The sequence below is a fragment of the Pseudomonas sp. 3JA genome, assembly GCF_036961705.1.
Taxonomy (GTDB): Bacteria; Pseudomonadota; Gammaproteobacteria; order Pseudomonadales; family Pseudomonadaceae; genus Aquipseudomonas; species Aquipseudomonas fluorescens_Q.
In genome coordinates this window covers 145615-161111 of sequence record NZ_JBAMDJ010000009.1, presented here as the reverse complement: position 1 = coordinate 161111, position 15497 = coordinate 145615, and the positions used below count along the sequence as shown (strand labels likewise).

Annotated in this window: 16 protein-coding genes; 11 read left to right on the top strand and 5 right to left on the bottom strand. The window is 61.5% G+C overall.

Annotated features, from left to right (window positions below; all coding sequences use genetic code 11):
• Positions 1-35 precede the first annotated feature (35 nt).
• The 7 genes from V7773_RS09785 to V7773_RS09755 are packed head-to-tail and all read left to right on the top strand — an operon-like array spanning position 36 to position 6330.
• Entirely contained in the window at positions 36-713 is a 678-nt protein-coding gene (locus V7773_RS09785; protein WP_336073211.1) for a thermostable hemolysin, read from the top strand.
• On the top strand, positions 703-2184 hold the full coding sequence (locus V7773_RS09780) for an AMP-binding protein (protein WP_336073210.1): 1482 nt from the start codon (positions 703-705) through the stop codon (positions 2182-2184). Before V7773_RS09785 ends, V7773_RS09780 begins: the two co-directional genes overlap by 11 nt.
• Entirely contained in the window at positions 2181-2855 is a 675-nt protein-coding gene (locus V7773_RS09775) for a TenA family transcriptional regulator (protein ID WP_336073209.1), read from the top strand. Before V7773_RS09780 ends, V7773_RS09775 begins: the two co-directional genes overlap by 4 nt.
• Positions 2842-3651, top strand: a complete 810-nt coding sequence (locus tag V7773_RS09770; RefSeq protein ID WP_336073208.1) for an SDR family oxidoreductase — start codon at positions 2842-2844, stop codon at positions 3649-3651. The genes V7773_RS09775 and V7773_RS09770 overlap by 14 nt, the downstream gene beginning before the upstream one ends.
• Complete coding sequence (locus V7773_RS09765; RefSeq protein WP_092141799.1) at positions 3648-4292, top strand: tetratricopeptide repeat protein; 645 nt, start codon at positions 3648-3650, stop codon at positions 4290-4292. The genes V7773_RS09770 and V7773_RS09765 overlap by 4 nt, the downstream gene beginning before the upstream one ends.
• A gap of 11 nt (positions 4293-4303) precedes the next feature.
• Positions 4304-4966 carry a response regulator gene (locus V7773_RS09760; protein ID WP_003201124.1) on the top strand — a complete coding sequence of 221 codons (663 nt, stop codon included), beginning with the start codon at positions 4304-4306 and terminating at the stop codon, positions 4964-4966.
• Complete coding sequence (locus tag V7773_RS09755; protein ID WP_336073207.1) at positions 4963-6330, top strand: sensor histidine kinase; 1368 nt, start codon at positions 4963-4965, stop codon at positions 6328-6330. The genes V7773_RS09760 and V7773_RS09755 overlap by 4 nt, the downstream gene beginning before the upstream one ends.
• A 246-nt stretch (positions 6331-6576) precedes the next feature.
• Here the strand turns inward: V7773_RS09755 and V7773_RS09750 are convergent, their stop codons facing one another.
• From V7773_RS09750 to V7773_RS09730, 5 genes are read right to left on the bottom strand one after another with little or no spacing between them, the layout of a single operon-like run.
• Positions 6577-6996, bottom strand: a complete 420-nt coding sequence (locus V7773_RS09750) for a DUF6691 family protein (RefSeq protein WP_336073205.1) — start codon at positions 6994-6996, stop codon at positions 6577-6579.
• A 2-nt stretch (positions 6997-6998) separates the two neighbouring features.
• The gene (locus tag V7773_RS09745; protein WP_092221922.1) at positions 6999-7433 is read right to left on the bottom strand and encodes a YeeE/YedE family protein; all 435 of its coding nucleotides are present in this window, start codon (positions 7431-7433) and stop codon (positions 6999-7001) included.
• A 43-nt stretch (positions 7434-7476) separates the two neighbouring features.
• Positions 7477-8280 (bottom strand): sulfite exporter TauE/SafE family protein, encoded by an 804-nt coding sequence (locus tag V7773_RS09740; protein WP_336073204.1) that lies wholly within the window; start codon positions 8278-8280, stop codon positions 7477-7479.
• 28 nt (positions 8281-8308) lie between these two features.
• On the bottom strand, positions 8309-9979 hold the full coding sequence (locus V7773_RS09735; protein WP_336073203.1) for a TIGR01244 family sulfur transferase: 1671 nt from the start codon (positions 9977-9979) through the stop codon (positions 8309-8311).
• Positions 9980-10024: 45 nt separating this feature from the next.
• Complete coding sequence (locus V7773_RS09730) at positions 10025-10903, bottom strand: MBL fold metallo-hydrolase (protein WP_063321572.1); 879 nt, start codon at positions 10901-10903, stop codon at positions 10025-10027.
• Between the two features lie 229 nt (positions 10904-11132).
• Between V7773_RS09730 and V7773_RS09725 the strand changes: the two genes are divergently transcribed.
• The 4 genes from V7773_RS09725 (at position 11133) to cydB (ending at position 15494) form a co-directional block, all read left to right on the top strand.
• Positions 11133-12455, top strand: a complete 1323-nt coding sequence (locus V7773_RS09725) for a sigma-54 interaction domain-containing protein (protein ID WP_336073202.1) — start codon at positions 11133-11135, stop codon at positions 12453-12455.
• Positions 12456-12620: 165 nt separating this feature from the next.
• On the top strand, positions 12621-12797 hold the full coding sequence (gene cydP, locus V7773_RS09720) for a cytochrome oxidase putative small subunit CydP (RefSeq protein ID WP_014338536.1): 177 nt from the start codon (positions 12621-12623) through the stop codon (positions 12795-12797).
• On the top strand, positions 12794-14365 hold the full coding sequence (locus V7773_RS09715) for a cytochrome ubiquinol oxidase subunit I (protein ID WP_336073200.1): 1572 nt from the start codon (positions 12794-12796) through the stop codon (positions 14363-14365). The genes cydP and V7773_RS09715 overlap by 4 nt, the downstream gene beginning before the upstream one ends.
• On the top strand, positions 14358-15494 hold the full coding sequence (gene cydB / locus V7773_RS09710) for a cytochrome d ubiquinol oxidase subunit II (RefSeq protein ID WP_336073199.1): 1137 nt from the start codon (positions 14358-14360) through the stop codon (positions 15492-15494). Before V7773_RS09715 ends, cydB begins: the two co-directional genes overlap by 8 nt.
• Positions 15495-15497 lie beyond the last annotated feature (3 nt).

Sequence of the window (15497 nt, the reverse complement as noted above, 5' to 3'; positions counted from 1 at the left end):
CTTTCTCCCAATAGCCCGAGGGAGAACGTTGACCCATGCCCGATTTCGACTGGAACATCCACCTGCCGCTGGCCTTCGGTGATGCCGGCCCGCCGGTTCGGCACTTGCACCGGGCCTTGCCGGGACAAGCCCGGCGAGCTGAGTTCGAGGCGTTCATCCAGCAGCGTTTTCGCCAGGTCCACGGTGCCGATATTCGTCACTTCATGCCGGAGCTGTTCGGGCTCGACGATGTCCATGGCACGCTCTGCGCAGCCGCTGGCGTGCGCCGGGCCGCCCAGGGGCCGCTGTTCCTCGAACATTATCTGGACAGTCCCATCGAGCCTTTGATCAGTGCCGCCGCCGATCGAATGGTGGACCGCGCTGGCATCGTCGAGGTTGGCAACCTGGCCGCCAGCGACACGGGCAGCGCCCGGCTGAGCATCATAGCGATCACTTATCTGTTGGCCATGGGCGGCCTGGAGTGGGTTGCGTTCACTGGCAACATCGGCCTGGTCAACAGCTTCCATCGCCTGGGCCTCAAGCCTGTGACGCTGTGCCCGGCAGACCCGCAGCGCCTCGGCGAGGACCGTCATCTCTGGGGCCGCTATTACGAGAGCCAGCCGTGGGTTCACGTTGGAAACATCCGCGCCGGTTTCATTCATTTGCGCAATACCGGCGTGTTCGATCGCCTGGGACTGCCGACGGACCTCGGAGAAACCAGCCATGTCGCCTGAAATGGAACGCTTCAAGCGCACTCTGCGTGGTCATGCCGAGCGCAGGGGCCATGCCGTGGCACTGTGGGGCGACGGCTCGCAGCTCGACTACGCGACACTTTATTCCGAAGTGGTGTACCGCCAGCAACGCTTGCGCGATGAACACATCAGTGTTGTCGCCCTGGCGCTGGATAACGGCATCGAAGCGATGCTCTGGGACCTTGCCGCACTGTTCGAAGGGCTGACCTGCGTCATCCTGCCCGGTTTTTTCAGCCAGGCTCAACGTCGACACTGCCTGGAACAGAGCCAGGCCGAGCGGGTGATTGCCGAGCCCGCGTTCGAAGCGCAACTGCAAGCTGCCGGATACCAACACAGTGGCGAGTTCTGGCGACGGCACTTCGACGGACCGAGCCGTCTGCCGGCAGGCACCGCCAAGCTGACGTTCACCTCCGGCACCACCGGCACGCCGAAGGGCGTCTGCCTGAGCGCCGACAGCCTGTTGCGGGTGGCCCGCGAACTGGAGCAGGCCAGCCAACCGGTCGAGGCCAGGCATCACCTGGCGTTACTGCCCCTGGCGATTTTGCTGGAAAACCTTGGCTGCTACGCGGCGTTGTATGCCGGCGCCATGCTGAGCCTGCCCAGCCAGAAAACCCTCGGCATCCAGGGCGCCAGTGGGGTCGACCCGACGCGGCTGCTGGGATGCCTGGCCGAGCGTCGGGCGCAGAGCCTGATCCTGGTTCCGCAGCTGCTGCTGATGTTGGTCATGGCTGCCGAACAAAAGATGTTCAACCCGCACATCGTGCGATTCGCTGCCGTTGGCGGGGCACGGGTGTCCCACGATTTGTTGCAGCGGGCCCAGCGTGTTGGCCTGCCGGTGTTTGAAGGCTATGGGCTGTCGGAATGCGCCTCGGTGGTCTGCCTCAATCGGCCACAGGCTCATCGCGCCGGCAGTGTCGGCCAGCCGCTGCCCCATGTGGAGATCCGCTTGGCCGAGGACGGCGAAGTCCTGATCAAGGGCTCGACGCTGCTCGGTTACCTGGGTGAGCCACCGCACGCCAGCGAATGGTGGCCCAGCGGCGACCTGGGTGAGTTCGACGAAGACGGTTTCCTTTACCTGCGCGGTCGCAAGAAGCATCAGTTCGTGACCAGTTTCGGTCGCAACGTGAACCCCGAATGGGTTGAAGCCGAACTCACCCAGGGCGGTGACATTGCCCAGGCCTTCGTCTATGGCGAAGCCATGCCGCACAACCATGCACTGCTCTGGCCCGCCCGGGCCGACTGCACGGATAAAGCGCTGGAGCTGGCCGTGGCCAAGGCCAACGACACGCTGCCCGACTACGCGCGGGTCCATCGCTGGACGCGCCTGGACCAACCCTTCAGCGCTGCCAACGGCATGCTCACCGCCAATGGCCGGCCACGCCGGGAAGCCATCGTCGAGCATTACCGCGCGCAGCTCACTTCATCTGTCTTGTCCGAGGAATCCCCAACATGAGTTTTTTTGACACGTTGCAAGAAGCCACCCAGCAAGAGCGCCAGACCCTGTTCAATCTGCCGATCATCCGCGACGCCCTCGACGGCCAGGTCAGCCTCGCCAGTTACCGGGGGTTCCTGATCCAGGCGTATTACCACGTGCGCCACACCGTACCGCTGATGATGGCTTGCGGGGCGCGCCTGCCAGCGCATCTGGAATGGCTGCGCAAGGCCGTGTGTGAATACATCGACGAAGAGTACGGCCACGAGCAATGGGTGCTGGATGACATTGCCGTGTGCGGTGGCGATAAGGAAGCGGTGCGCAACGGTCAGCCGTCGTTGCCCATTGAGCTGATGGTCAGTTACCTCTACGACTTGATCGCCCGAGGCAACCCGGTGGGCCTGTTCGGCATGGTCAATGTGCTGGAAGGCACCAGTATCGCTCTGGCGACCCATGCCGCTGACAGCATCCGGCAGCGCCTGGAGTTGCCACCCACGGCGTTCAGCTACCTCAGCTCCCATGGTTCGCTCGACATCGAGCATATGCAGACCTATCGCGGCTTGATGAACCGGCTGGAGGATCCGGCGGACCAGGCTGCGGTAATCCGTGCTTCCAAGGTGGTGTACCGGTTGTACACCGACATGTTCCGCGGCCTGCCGCGTGACGGGGAGCATGAACATGCGCTTGTGTGATGCCCGTGTCGTGCTGACCGGCGCCAGTGGCGGAATCGGCCAGGCCATCGCCGCCGCCTTGTGCGCCAGTGGCGCGCGGGTGCTGGCCGTGGCCAGGCATCACGAAGCCTTGCAGCCGTTGTTGGAGCGTTATCCGCAGCACTTGAGCTGGGTCGAAGCCGACCTGACCTTCCTCGCCGACCGGCGCAAAGTACTGGTCGCCGCCGAGGCCCAGGGCGGTATCAACCTGCTGATCAATGCCGCCGGCGTGAACCACTTCGCCATGCTCGAACAACTCGACGACAGCGAGATCAACGCCATGCTGGCGCTGAACATCAGCGCGCCGATTTGCCTGACCAAACTGCTCTTGCCACTGCTCAAACAGGCTGACAGTGCAATGGTGGTCAACGTTGGCTCGACCTATGGATCAATCGGCTACCCGGGCTATGCCAGCTACTGCGCCAGCAAGTTTGCCTTGCGCGGTTTTTCCGAAGCCTTGCGCCGGGAGTTGGCCGATACCCGTGTCGGGGTGCTCTACGTAGCGCCCCGGGCCACCCGTACCTCGATGAACAGCCCGGCGGCCGATGCGCTCAACCAAGCCCTCAAGGCCAACGTCGACGACCCGCAAACCGTGGCGGCGGCGGTGATCCACGCGATTATCGGCGACCGACGCGAGTTGTATCTGGGCTGGCCCGAACGCTTTTTCGTCGGCCTCAACAGCCTGCTGCCCAACCTGGTGGACCGTGGCCTGCGCAAGCAATTGCCACTGGTGCGCCGTCTCAGTCACAAACCCGAAAACGAGCATCTCAAGCCATGAAAAAAATCCTCGCTTGCCTGTTGATCGGCACCCTGAGCCAAAGTGTCTGGGCGTTGGAGGCGGCCGACCAGCAACGTCTCAGCGACATCCAGCAGAGTTGGGCCCATATTCAATATGAAGTGCCCGAAGGCCAACGTGCCGATGCGTTTGAAAAACTCGCCGTCCAGGCCTCGGCGTTCAAGCAGGAGCGCCAATCGGTGGCCGAAGCGTGGATCTGGTCTGGCATCGTCAACAGCAGTTGGGCCGGTGCCAAGGGGGGGATCGGTGCACTGGGCAAGGTCAAGGATGCCAAGGGCGACCTGGAAAAAGCCCTGACCCTGGACCCCAAGGCCCTGCAAGGCTCGGCCTATACCAGCCTCGGCGCACTCTACGACCGGGTGCCGGGCTGGCCCCTGGGTTTCGGCGACTCGGACAAGGCCGGGCAATTGCTCCAGCAGGCGTTGCAACTCAACCCGAACGGCATCGACAGCCTGTACTTTTGGGGCGATCACCTCTACCGTCAGAAGCGCTATAGCGAAGCCAAGGCAGCGTTGCAAAAAGCCTTGCAGGCAGCACCGCGGCCGGGTCGGGAAACGGCTGATGCCGGGCGCCGCAAGGAGATCGACGCCTTACTGGTGGATGTGAACAAGCAACTGAACTGACAGGAGCGGATGTGCGTTTATTACTGATCGAGGATGACGTGGCCCTGGGCGAGGGCATCCATCAGGCCCTGAGTCGCGAAGGTTATACCGTTGACTGGGTGCAGGACGGCAGCAGCGCCTTGCATTCGTTGCTCAGTGAAACATTCGACCTGGCGGTGCTCGACCTGGGCCTGCCACGCATGGACGGCCTGCAAGTGTTGCGGCGCTTGCGTGACAGTGGCTCCAACCTGCCGGTGCTGATCCTCACTGCCCGCGATGCCACCGAGGATCGTATCGCCGGGTTGGACGCCGGGGCCGACGATTATCTGGTCAAGCCCTTCGATCTGGCGGAACTCAAGGCCCGGCTACGGGCCTTGTTGCGTCGTAGCGCCGGCCGCGCCCAAGCGTTGATCGAACATGCCGGCATCAGCCTGAACCCAGGTACCCAGCAAGTCAGTTACCAAGGCAAGCCGGTGGCCCTGACGCCCAAGGAGTATCAGTTGCTCCACGAGCTGCTCTCGCCGCCGGGTCGCGTCATGACTCGCGATCATCTGATGCAACTGCTCTACGGCTGGAGCGAGGAGGCCGAGAGCAACACGCTGGAAGTACACATCCATCACCTGCGCAAGAAATTCTCCACCGACCTGATCCGCACCATTCGCGGGGTCGGATACCTGGTGGAGGAGCGTCGATGAGTTCGATCCGGCGTCGCACCCTTACGTTGATTCTTGGCCTGCTGTTCCTTGGCCTGTTGATCATCACCGTATTCAACCTGCATGACAGCAACCACGAAATCGCCGAGGTCTATGATGCCCAGTTGGCGCAGAATGCCCGGCTATTGCAGGGCGTGATGCGCATGCCGATGGCGAGCAAGGAGCACGCCGAACTGTATCAGGCGTTCAATTCGGCGTTGGGGCAGGCAGTGCCCAAAGTCGACGGTCATCCCTATGAAAGCAAGATCGCTTTCCAGGTCTGGAACTCACAGGGTTCGGTGTTGGTGCATACGTCCAGCGCACCGTCGTTCACCTCACCGCCGAGCGCGCCTGGCTTCAGTGAGGTCGTGGACCAGAAAAACCGTAAGTGGCGGGCGTTCGTCCTCGACGACGCGCAATACGGCTTGAAGATCTGGGTGGGCGAGCGTGACGACGTGCGTGCCGACCTGGTCGACCGCATTGTTCGTCACACCGTCGTCCCCAACCTGATCGGCAGCGTGGTGCTTGCGGCCGTGATCTGGCTGGCCATCGGCTGGGGGCTCAAACCCTTGGTCGATATGGCGGCGAAGTTGCGAGCCAGGCATCCCGGTTCACTGGAACCCCTGCAAATGATGCCACTCCCTACGGAGCTTGAGCCCATGCAGGCGGCCCTCAACCGCGTCTTGGCGCAGATCCAGGAGGTGATGGGCCGTGAGCGGCGTTTCATTGCCGACGCCGCCCATGAAATGCGTACGCCGTTGGCGGTGCTGCGGGTGCATGCGCAGAACCTGATGGAGGCGGGGAGCGAGCAAAGCCGTTGCGAGTCCCTGGAACACCTGATCGCTGGCGTCGATCGCACCACGCGTTTGGTCAATCAACTGCTCACCATGGCGCGGCTCGAACCGCAGGCAGGTGTGCCGACGCCTGCGGTCATCGACCTGGCCGCCACGGTTCGGGCGAGCCTGGTGCAAATGACACCCTGGTTGTTGAGCAAGGGGCTCGAGCCGGTGCTGGATGTCAGCGATGACATCGGCCCGGTTCGAATCGACCCGGTGGCCATCGACATCGCCTTGAACAACCTGGTGACCAATGCGGCCAATTTTTCGCCGGCCAACGGCACGATCACCGTACGCCTGGCCAGGAAGGGCGATCACTACGAGCTGTCAGTCGAAGACCAGGGGCCGGGTATCGACGAGGCCGAGCGTGAGCGGCTCTTCGAGCGGTTCTACAGCCGCGGCAATGACCAAGGGGCGGGCTTGGGGCTGACGATCGTACGCACCATCGCGGATCGTCTGGGAGGGCACATACGCCTGGAGAATCGCACCGAGGGTGGGCTGTGCGCGACCTTGGAAATAGGGCGCATTTAAATGACGTTCCCGCCGCCATGACTTTTCTCCGGGCCAGAATCGGCGCCCCTGAATGATTGCCGCCCACCACCAGTAATGCTGTTCACTTAAGGCTTGTGTGAGTCATTGTGGCGAGGGAGCTTGCTCCCGCTGGGCTGCGCAGCAGCCCTTTTTTGTGAGCGCTTCGCACTCAAGCGGGAGCAAGCTCCCTCGCCACGGATTTATCTACTTTCTTACTGTGAGCGGGGCATAACGGTGAATTCACGATCAGCGGTGGCGCCGGGTTTCCAGCACGGTGAACAGCAACATGCCCGCCAACATGGCCAGCATGAACACAATGGCTTGCCAGTGTCCGGTCAGCAGGATGGCCACGGCGGGGCCAGGACAGATGCCGGCAATGCCCCAGCCGATGCCGAACACCAGGCTGCCACCGATCAGGCGTCGGTCCAGTTCTCGCTTGACCGGCAACTGCATGGGGCTGCCCAGCAGCGAATGAGTCTGTTGGCGTGCCCAAGCCAGGGGGACGATGGCGGTGCCGATCGCTCCGATCATCACCAACGCCAGGGACGGATCCCAGGTGCCGGCCAGGTCCAGGAAATCCAACACCTTTTTCGGGTTGGCCATGCCCGCCAGGAGCAGCCCGAAACCAAAGAGCAGGCCGGCGATGAATGCCGTCATTTTGCGCATGTTCAAACCCCCATCACGTGACGCAGGACAAATACCGTGGCGAAACCGCTGAGCATGAAACACGCCGTGGCGACCATCGAGCGCGGTGAAAGGCGTGATAGGCCACACACGCCATGGCCACTGGTGCAGCCCGAACCGTAACGAGTGCCGACACCCACCAACAGGCCCGCGACAGTGAGGCCGAACCAGCCGTTCTGGAACTCGATCGGCGGCAAGGTGGCAAACACGCCCCATACCAGCGGGGCGACGAGCAGGCCCAGGAGAAACAGGGCTTTCTCGCCCACCCCTTCGCTGCCTCGCTGCAGCAGGCTGCCGATCAGCCCGCTGATGCCGGCGATCCGGCCGTTGGCGACCACGAACAGGCCGGCCGCCAAGCCAATCAACATGCCGCCGGCCAGGGATGACCACGGCGTAAAGTTGAGCCAGTCAAGATTCATCAGCGTTCTCCAATGCACAATCATTGATATTCCACCAGGCGATTCAACCCAGGGCTTTTACCAGCAGCGCGACCGCTACCAGCGTGGACACCAGGGCGAAGCCTCTTTGCAGATAGGGTTCCGGCAACCTCGCGGCGACCAGGCGCCCGCCGAGCATGCCGACGATGGCCCCCATGGAAAAGGGTAGCGCTATTGGCCATTGCAGGTGCCCCATCGCCGAACTCGCCAGCACCCCTGACATGGAAACCAAGGCGATGACGGTCAGCGACGTGGCGAGCACCGACTGCGTGGTCAAATTGGTGTACCGCTGGAGCGCCGGAACCATGACGAAACCACCGCCCACGCCGAGCAGTCCGGAAAGCACCCCGGCGACCATGCCCGACGCTGCGAGCGCCCACGCACAAGGGCCGGTCCAGTTCAGCTTGCCGCGATTTTCGTCCAGGACACAGGGGGGCGGTTTGCGCGCGGCGGATGCCTTTGCCCCGGCACGAGCGGGCAGTGATTTTTGCAAGGCCCGAAACGCCACGTACATCAGCAACAAGGCAAACAGGATCGTCAACGGACGGTTGGGCGTGCGCTGCGCGAGCCAAAGGCCCAGCGGCGAGCAGATGACGCCGGCACTGGCCGTCACCAGTGCCGCCTTGTAGCGCACGATGCCATTGCGCAGGCCCATCACGGCGCCCAGAGTGGCGGCCAGGCCCACCGCCAGCAAACCAATGGGCCCGGCTTCGGCCATGCTCAAGCCCACGCCAAAAACCAGGAACGGGACGGCGAGTATGCCGCCGCCGGCTCCGGTCAGCGCCAGGATCACGCCCACCGCAAAGCCCAGTACCAGGACTGCAATCATCTCGGTCTCCTGGAGCAGAGGTTCGATTTCATAGGTCCGCCAGTTCAGGTTTCGCCAGCCACTCACGGCCCTTGAGCATGGCTTTCCAATACAGCGGCGGAAGAATTCGCTCTTTAAGTAGCCAGGCGAGTCTCGAAGGCCGAGTACCGTCGATCAGCCAGGACGGGAAGCTGGGGGCAAGCTTGCCGCCGTAGGTGAATTCAGCGAGCACGACCTTGCCTCGTTCCACGGTCAGCGGGCAAGAACCGTAGCCACCGTAATGGGCGCTGCCCTTGGCCTTGCCCATGGCCGCCAGCACATTATGGGCGACCACGGGCGCCTGCTTGCGCGCCGCCGCTGCGGTTTTTGCGTTGCTGGTATTGGTTGCGTCGCCCAGTGCGTGAATATTCGCCCAGGTTTTATGCCGCAAGCTGTCGGGATCGACATCGATCCAGCCCGCCCCATCGGCCAGCGGGCTTACGCGGATAAAATCCGGCGCGACCTGAGGGGGCACCACATGCAGCAGATCGAAGTCGTGCGTCACCCGGTGAGTACTGCCATCGGCCTTGACGCAGCTGAAGGTCGCCGTTTGTGCCGGTCCATCGACAGAGGTCAGCGTACTGCCGAAATTCAGGTCGATCTCATAGGCGCGGACGTACTCCATCAAGGCCGGCACGTAGTCGGGAACACCGAACAGGACTGCCCCGGCGCTGCAGAAGTCGATCTCGATATCGCCGAGTACGCCTTGGCGTTTCCAGTGGTCGGCGCACAGGTACATCGCTTTTTGAGGGGCTCCGGCGCATTTGATCGGCATGGGGGGCTGCGTGAAAATGGCCCGGCCACTGCGCAGTTGCTGCACCTGTTCCCAGGTGTAGGGGGCCAGGTGGTACAGATAGTTCGAGGTGACGCCGTTGCGCCCCAGTGTCTGCGGTAAGCCTTCAATGGCATGCCAGTCCAGTTTCAGGCCCGGGCATACGATCAACTGCTCGTAGCGGACCACGCGGCACCCATCGAGAATAATGGCGTCGTTTTCAGGTTCGAAAGCCGCGACAGCCGCTTTGATCCAATGCACGCCCCGGGGAATGGTCGCACCCATCGTGTGGGCGGTTTGTTGTGCCTCGAACACGCCACCGCCGACGAGGGTCCAGCCGGGCTGGTAATAATGCACATCCGCCGGATCGATGATAGCAATGTCCAGGCCTGGCTCGCGGGCCAACAGGCTCGAGGCTGTGGCGATGCCCGCCGCGCCGCCGCCGACAATCACCACGGCATGTCGGGCCTCGGCCACGCCAACAGGCGTGCGTCCCTCATTGGCAATTCTGCGAATGACGCCTTTCATGTCGAAGCCGGCTTTCCTGGCGGCTTCGACAATCTGTGGCAAGGGCTGCTGGCCGGCCTGGGACAGTGCCCACATCGTCGTCGAACGCATGCCGGAGCGGCAGTACGCCAACACTGGCTTGGGCAAGGACTCGAGCAATTTGCCGAAGGCAACGCCTTGCTCATCGGTCACCTTGCCGGACTCTGCGGCAAGGTAGTGCGCCTCGATGCCCATCGCTTGTGCCGCGCGCTGGATGTCGGCAAACAAAGGTTGATCGCTGCCTTCACCATCAGGGCGGTTGCAGATGATGGCGCGAAAGCCGCTGGTTTTGATCTCACTCATTTGCTCGGGTTGAATCTGCCCCGAGATCGAGAGGCCGGACGCAAGGTGGCGGATGTCCATGACTGTCTCCGTGATGACGGTTTTTCTTATAGGGGGGGCGGGTCTTCAGAGCCGATTGAGTGGGATTTTCAGGTAGCACGTGCCGTTCGATTCCGGCTCCGGGAAATGCCCGGCCCGCATGTTGACCTGGACCGATGGCAGGATGAGCGTCGGCATGTCCAGCGAGGCATCGCGCTGGGTGCGCATTGCCACGAATGCTTCTTCACTGATGCCGTTACGGACATGGACATTGTCGGCGCGTTGCTCGGCGACGGTGCTGGAAAATTGCACCTCGCGGCCACCGGGTTGGTAATCGTGACAGGTGTAGAGCAGGGTGTTGGCCGGCAGGCTCAAGACCTTGTTGATGGACCGGAACAATGTATGCGCGTTGCCACCGGGGAAGTCACACCGTGCGGTGCCGTAGTCGGGCATGAACAAGGTGTCGCCAACGAATGCAGCCGTTTCCTGGCCGTCGCTGATGACATACGTCATGCAGGCGGGGGTGTGGCCCGGCGTGTGAAGCGCATGGCATTGCAGCGTTCCAATAGTGAACGACTCGTCATTGACGAACAGGTGGTCGAACTGGCTGCCATCGCGGGGCATCTCCCCACCGGTGTTGAACAGCGTGCCAAAGACTTCTTGTACAGTCGCAATCTGGCTGCCGATCCCTATCGTGCCACCGAGCTTTTCCTTCAGGTACGGGGCGGCGGTGAGGTGGTCGGCATGGACGTGGGTTTCAAGAATCCATTGGACCTTCGCCTCCAGCTCGAGCACCCTGGCCATCAGCTTGTCGGCCGAAGTGGTTGTGGTACGGCCGGATTTGGGATCGAAATCCAGGACGCTGTCGATCAAGGCGCACTGGCGCGTCGTTTTGTCCAGCACCAGATAGCTGACAGTGTGGGTCTCCGGATCGAAAAATCCTTCGACGTACGGTTTTACGGTCATGAACGGTCTCCTTTGGGCTCTCATCGAACCGCTTGAAGAACAGACAGAGCAATAATGCTGCCAGGTGGATGCTGGGTCGTTTTAAAAGGCTAACCTTATGATTTTATTGATTTAACTTCATGAGTCCGCGAGGGTGCGGGCCGATGCCCAGATAATTTAACTGCCATTGGCAGTGTTTGTTGGCATAGTGGCAGTGCCACCTGGGCTGGATGAATTCACTGGAGCCGCGATGACACACCGCCTGCCGCCCACCCAAGACCCGCTTCCACGTGCAGACCAGGTGCAGTCCCTGGTCTCGTTTCTGGAGCATGAGCCCCAGCCGATGATCGTCCTCGATCCTGATTACAACATCCTGGCGGCGAACACGGCTTACTTGCGTCAGTTTGGCAGCGCCGACAAACCCTTCATTGGCCATAAGTGTTATCGGATTTCCCACCACTACGATGTGCCTTGTGACCAGGCCGGCGAGAACTGCCCGATGAAAAAGGCCAGGGAGATGCGCAGTCCGGACCGGGTCTTGCACATCCACCACACACCGCGCGGGCCGGAACACGTCGATGTGGAACTGCGCCCGATCCTCAATGAGCACGGCGTCATCACCGCTTATGTAGAGCGCCTTACCCAGGTGCGGAGCGCCTCGGCACGGCCCAGTAATGAAGGGCTGGTGGGCAGTTCACCGGCCTTTAATCAGGCGCTGTTGGAACTGCAGCGGGTAGCGCCCTCGATGTTACCGGTGCTGTTGCTGGGAGAGTCCGGCACAGGCAAGGAGCTGTTTGCCCGCGCCGTCCATGAAACCAGTGAGCGGGCAGCCGGGCCTTTTGTCGTGGTGGATTGCTCCGGCTTGACCGAAACGTTGTTCGAGAGCGAGCTGTTCGGCCACGAAAAGGGGGCATTTACCGGCGCGACCACGCGCAAGGTGGGCCTGGTGGAGACGGCCCAGGGCGGTACGCTGTTTCTCGATGAGATAGGCGATGTTCCCCTGGCCATGCAGGTGAAACTGTTGCGACTGATCGAGTCTGGAACCTATCGCCGTGTTGGCAGTGTAGAAACCCAGCACGCCGATTTCAGGCTGGTGGCCGCGACCCATAAGCCCTTGGAAAAGATGGTGGAGAAGGGTGAGTTCAGGCAGGACTTGTACTACCGCATCAGCGTTTTCCCTATCCATTTACCGCCCTTGCGGCATCGCCTTGAAGACATCGGCTTGCTGGTGGATTCATTCCTGCAACGTTCCGGGATCGGTAAGCGTCGGCTGACCATCGATCCAGAGGCGCTGATGCAATTGCAGCGGTTTGCCTGGCCGGGCAATATCCGCGAGCTGCGCAATGTCCTGGAAAGAGCCGCACTGTTTGCCGACGACGGCGTCATTCACGCCTTGCATCTGCCCGCGCCCCCCTTGGCGTTGTCCGCCCCAGCCTTGACGCCTGCCCGCGATAGCAGAGACCTGGAACAGCTCGTGGCCACTTTCAAAGGCACCCGCAGCGAACTGGCCAGGCACCTGGGCGTGAGTGAGCGCACGTTATACAGGCGGTTGAAAGAACAAGGCCTGGCCTGAACGTCATCGAGCCTGCACTGCCAATGACTGCCAGCCCCTGGCAGTTTGGCAGGTTTTATTCTCGCCAAACCAGGCAATGAGCTTCGTGCATCTCAGTAACTAATTGTTTTATCAGGATAAAAAATATATCCAGGCGTTGGCATGCGCCGTGCTAAAGCATGTCCCATGACTATTTCCGATAAACGATTGCGTCGCCATCTGCTCACAGCCGTGCTGATCAAACTGGTCGTGCTGACGGTGCTGTGGTGGCTGTTCATCAAGGATTCGCGCGTCAGCGTCGACTCGAACACCATCAGTGACAGGTTCGGCGTACCCACCTCGGCTCAAGGGGCAAGCAAGTGATCTCAGAACAACTGGTGGATCTGTCACGGCTGCAATTCGCAGCCACAGCGCTGTACCACTTTCTATTTGTACCGCTCACCGTGGGGATGGTGTGGCTGCTGGTCATCATGGAAAGCGTCTACGTGATGACAGGCAATGTCATCTGGAAAGACATGACTCGCTTCTGGGGCAAATTGTTCGGCATCAACTTCGCCTTGGGCGTGACCACCGGCATCACCTTGGAGTTTCAGTTCGGCACTAACTGGGCCTACTACTCGCATTACGTCGGGGACATCTTCGGGGCCCCGCTGGCCATCGAGGGTCTGATGGCGTTCTTCCTTGAGTCGACCATGATCGGCTTATTCTTCTTCGGTTGGGATCGCCTGAAGAAAGAACATCATTTGCTGGTCACGTTGTTGATGGCCATCGGTACCAACCTGTCGGCGCTGTGGATTCTGATCGCCAATGGCTGGATGCAGAACCCGGTGGGCTCGGAATTCAGTTACATCACCATGCGCATGGAAATGGTGGATTTCTGGGCCGTGGTCTTCAACCCGGTAGCGCAGGCCAAGTTTGTCCACACGGTGTCTGCCGGTTATGTCACCGGCTCGATGTTTGTGTTGTCGATTTCCAGTTGGTACTTGCTCAAGGGGCGTGATGTCGAGTTCGCCAAGCGCAGCTTTCGGGTGGCGGCCGCCTTCGGCCTGGCCTCTGTGCTGAGCGTCATCGTACTCGGGGATGAGTCGGGTTATACGGTGGGCGAGGCGCAGCAAACCAAGCTGGCGGCCATGGAGGCCATGTGGGAAACCAAACCCGCACCGGCGGGCCTGACGCTGGTGGCCAGCATTAATGAAGCCGAGTCCAGGAATAACTGGGAGTTCGATGTGCCGTGGGTGATGGGCTTGATCGGCACGCGCTCGGTCAGCAAGCAGATCCCAGGGATTCATGACATCAAAGCAAAAAACCGCGCGCGCATTCTGCGGGGCATTACCGCTGTCAATGCGCTTGAAGCGCTGCGCGCCGATCGCACCGATAAGGCCGCGTTCGATACCTTCGAAGCGTACAAGGCCGATCTGGGCTTTGGCCTGCTGCTTAAAAAGTACGTCGAGGATGTCAACCAGGCCACGCCGGCCATCATCGACAAGGCTGTGAACGATACCGTACCGCGGGTGACCCCGATGTTCTGGGGGTTCCGGATCATGGTCGGCCTGGGCTTTGCCATGCTCGTGCTTTTCGGGCTGGCATTCTGGAGCACCTTGAAATCCAGCGGCGCACATCATCGCGGGCTGCTGCGCTGGGCGCTCTGGATGCTGCCTGCGCCATGGCTTGCCTGCGAATTGGGCTGGTTCGTCGCCGAGTACGGCCGCCAACCCTGGACCATCTACGGTGTGTTGCCGACCCACATGAGCGTTTCCACCCTCAGCGTCGATAACCTGTATGGCTCTTTGGCTGGGTTCGTCGTTTTCTACACGGTGCTGCTGGCGGTGGAAATGTTCCTGATGGTCAAGTTCGCCCGCCAGGGCCCCGGCAGCCTCGGTACAGGTCGTTATGTCCACGACGCCAAGTTGAAGGAGCTTCACCATGCTTGATTACTTCACGCTCAAGATCATCTGGTGGGCGCTGGTCGGCGTCCTGCTCATAGGTTTCGCCATCATGGACGGCCACGACATGGGCGTCGGCTCACTGCTGCCGTTTGTCGGTCGCAATGACATGGAACGTCGCATCGTGATCAACACCGTGGGCCCGCACTGGGATGGCAATCAGGTCTGGTTCATTACGGCCGGCGGCGCCTTGTTCGCCGCATGGCCGGTGGTCTATGCCACGGCGTTCAGCGGGTTCTATTGGGCGATGATCCTGGTGCTCTGGGCGTTGTTCTTCCGCCCGGTGGGTTTCGACTACCGCAGCAAGATCCACAACCCGGTGTGGCGCAGTACCTGGGATTGGGGGCTTTTCGTGGGTGGGGCCGTGCCGCCGCTGGTGTTCGGCATCGCGTTTGGCAACTTGTTGCAGGGCGTACCGTTTCACTTCAATCAATACCTGGTGTCAACCTATACCGGCAGCTTCTGGCAATTGCTCAACCCTTTCGCGTTGCTGACCGGCCTGGTCAGCAGCGCCATGATTACGCTGCAGGGGGGCACCTACCTGGCCCATCGCACGGAGGGCGGCATCCAGTCCCGGGCGATAAAAGGCGCGGTAGGCGCTGCGATCGTACTGGTGTGTTCGTTCATCGCAGCGGGTATCTGGTTGCAATGGATCGAGGGTTATCGCATCACGTCGCTCGTCGATACCGCCGGGTTGCCTGACATTCTCGGCAAGTCGGTCGTGAGGGAGGCGGGGGCCTGGATGGCCAACTATGGTCGCTATCCTTGGCTGTGGCTGCTGCCCGCGCTTGGACTGGCCGGCGCAGCCGGTGCGGCGCTGTTGCTGATGAGGCGCCGTACCCTTTGCGCGTTCGTTGCGTCATCGCTTGCGGTGGTCGGTGTCATCGGTACGGCAGGGGTATCGATGTTCCCCTTTGTCATGCCGTCGTCATCGATGCCAGCGGCCAGTCTGACCGTGTGGGACAGTGTTTCCAGTCACCTGAGCCTGGCCATCATGTTCTGGGCCACGTTGTTCTTCATGCCGTTGATCGTGATCTATACCGGTTGGGCGTATCGCGTCATGCGCGGCAAGGTTACGGCCACCCAGATCAACGCCAACGAACACTCGGCGTACTAGTGT

Bases quoted from the DNA above. Each gene is read 5' to 3' on its own strand.
- V7773_RS09785 (WP_336073211.1), top strand. From the start codon at position 36: ATGCCCGATTTCGACTGGAACATCCACCTGCCGCTGGCCTTCGGTGAT.
- V7773_RS09780 (WP_336073210.1), top strand. From the start codon at position 703: ATGTCGCCTGAAATGGAACGCTTCAAGCGCACTCTGCGTGGTCATGCC.
- V7773_RS09775 (WP_336073209.1), top strand. From the start codon at position 2,181: ATGAGTTTTTTTGACACGTTGCAAGAAGCCACCCAGCAAGAGCGCCAG.
- V7773_RS09770 (WP_336073208.1), top strand. From the start codon at position 2,842: ATGCGCTTGTGTGATGCCCGTGTCGTGCTGACCGGCGCCAGTGGCGGA.
- V7773_RS09765 (WP_092141799.1), top strand. From the start codon at position 3,648: ATGAAAAAAATCCTCGCTTGCCTGTTGATCGGCACCCTGAGCCAAAGT.
- V7773_RS09755 (WP_336073207.1), top strand. From the start codon at position 4,963: ATGAGTTCGATCCGGCGTCGCACCCTTACGTTGATTCTTGGCCTGCTG.
- V7773_RS09750 (WP_336073205.1), bottom strand. From the start codon at position 6,996: ATGCGCAAAATGACGGCATTCATCGCCGGCCTGCTCTTTGGTTTCGGG.
- V7773_RS09745 (WP_092221922.1), bottom strand. From the start codon at position 7,433: ATGAATCTTGACTGGCTCAACTTTACGCCGTGGTCATCCCTGGCCGGC.
- V7773_RS09740 (WP_336073204.1), bottom strand. From the start codon at position 8,280: ATGATTGCAGTCCTGGTACTGGGCTTTGCGGTGGGCGTGATCCTGGCG.
- V7773_RS09735 (WP_336073203.1), bottom strand. From the start codon at position 9,979: ATGGACATCCGCCACCTTGCGTCCGGCCTCTCGATCTCGGGGCAGATT.
- V7773_RS09730 (WP_063321572.1), bottom strand. From the start codon at position 10,903: ATGACCGTAAAACCGTACGTCGAAGGATTTTTCGATCCGGAGACCCAC.
- V7773_RS09725 (WP_336073202.1), top strand. From the start codon at position 11,133: ATGACACACCGCCTGCCGCCCACCCAAGACCCGCTTCCACGTGCAGAC.
- cydP (WP_014338536.1), top strand. From the start codon at position 12,621: ATGACTATTTCCGATAAACGATTGCGTCGCCATCTGCTCACAGCCGTG.
- cydB (WP_336073199.1), top strand. From the start codon at position 14,358: ATGCTTGATTACTTCACGCTCAAGATCATCTGGTGGGCGCTGGTCGGC.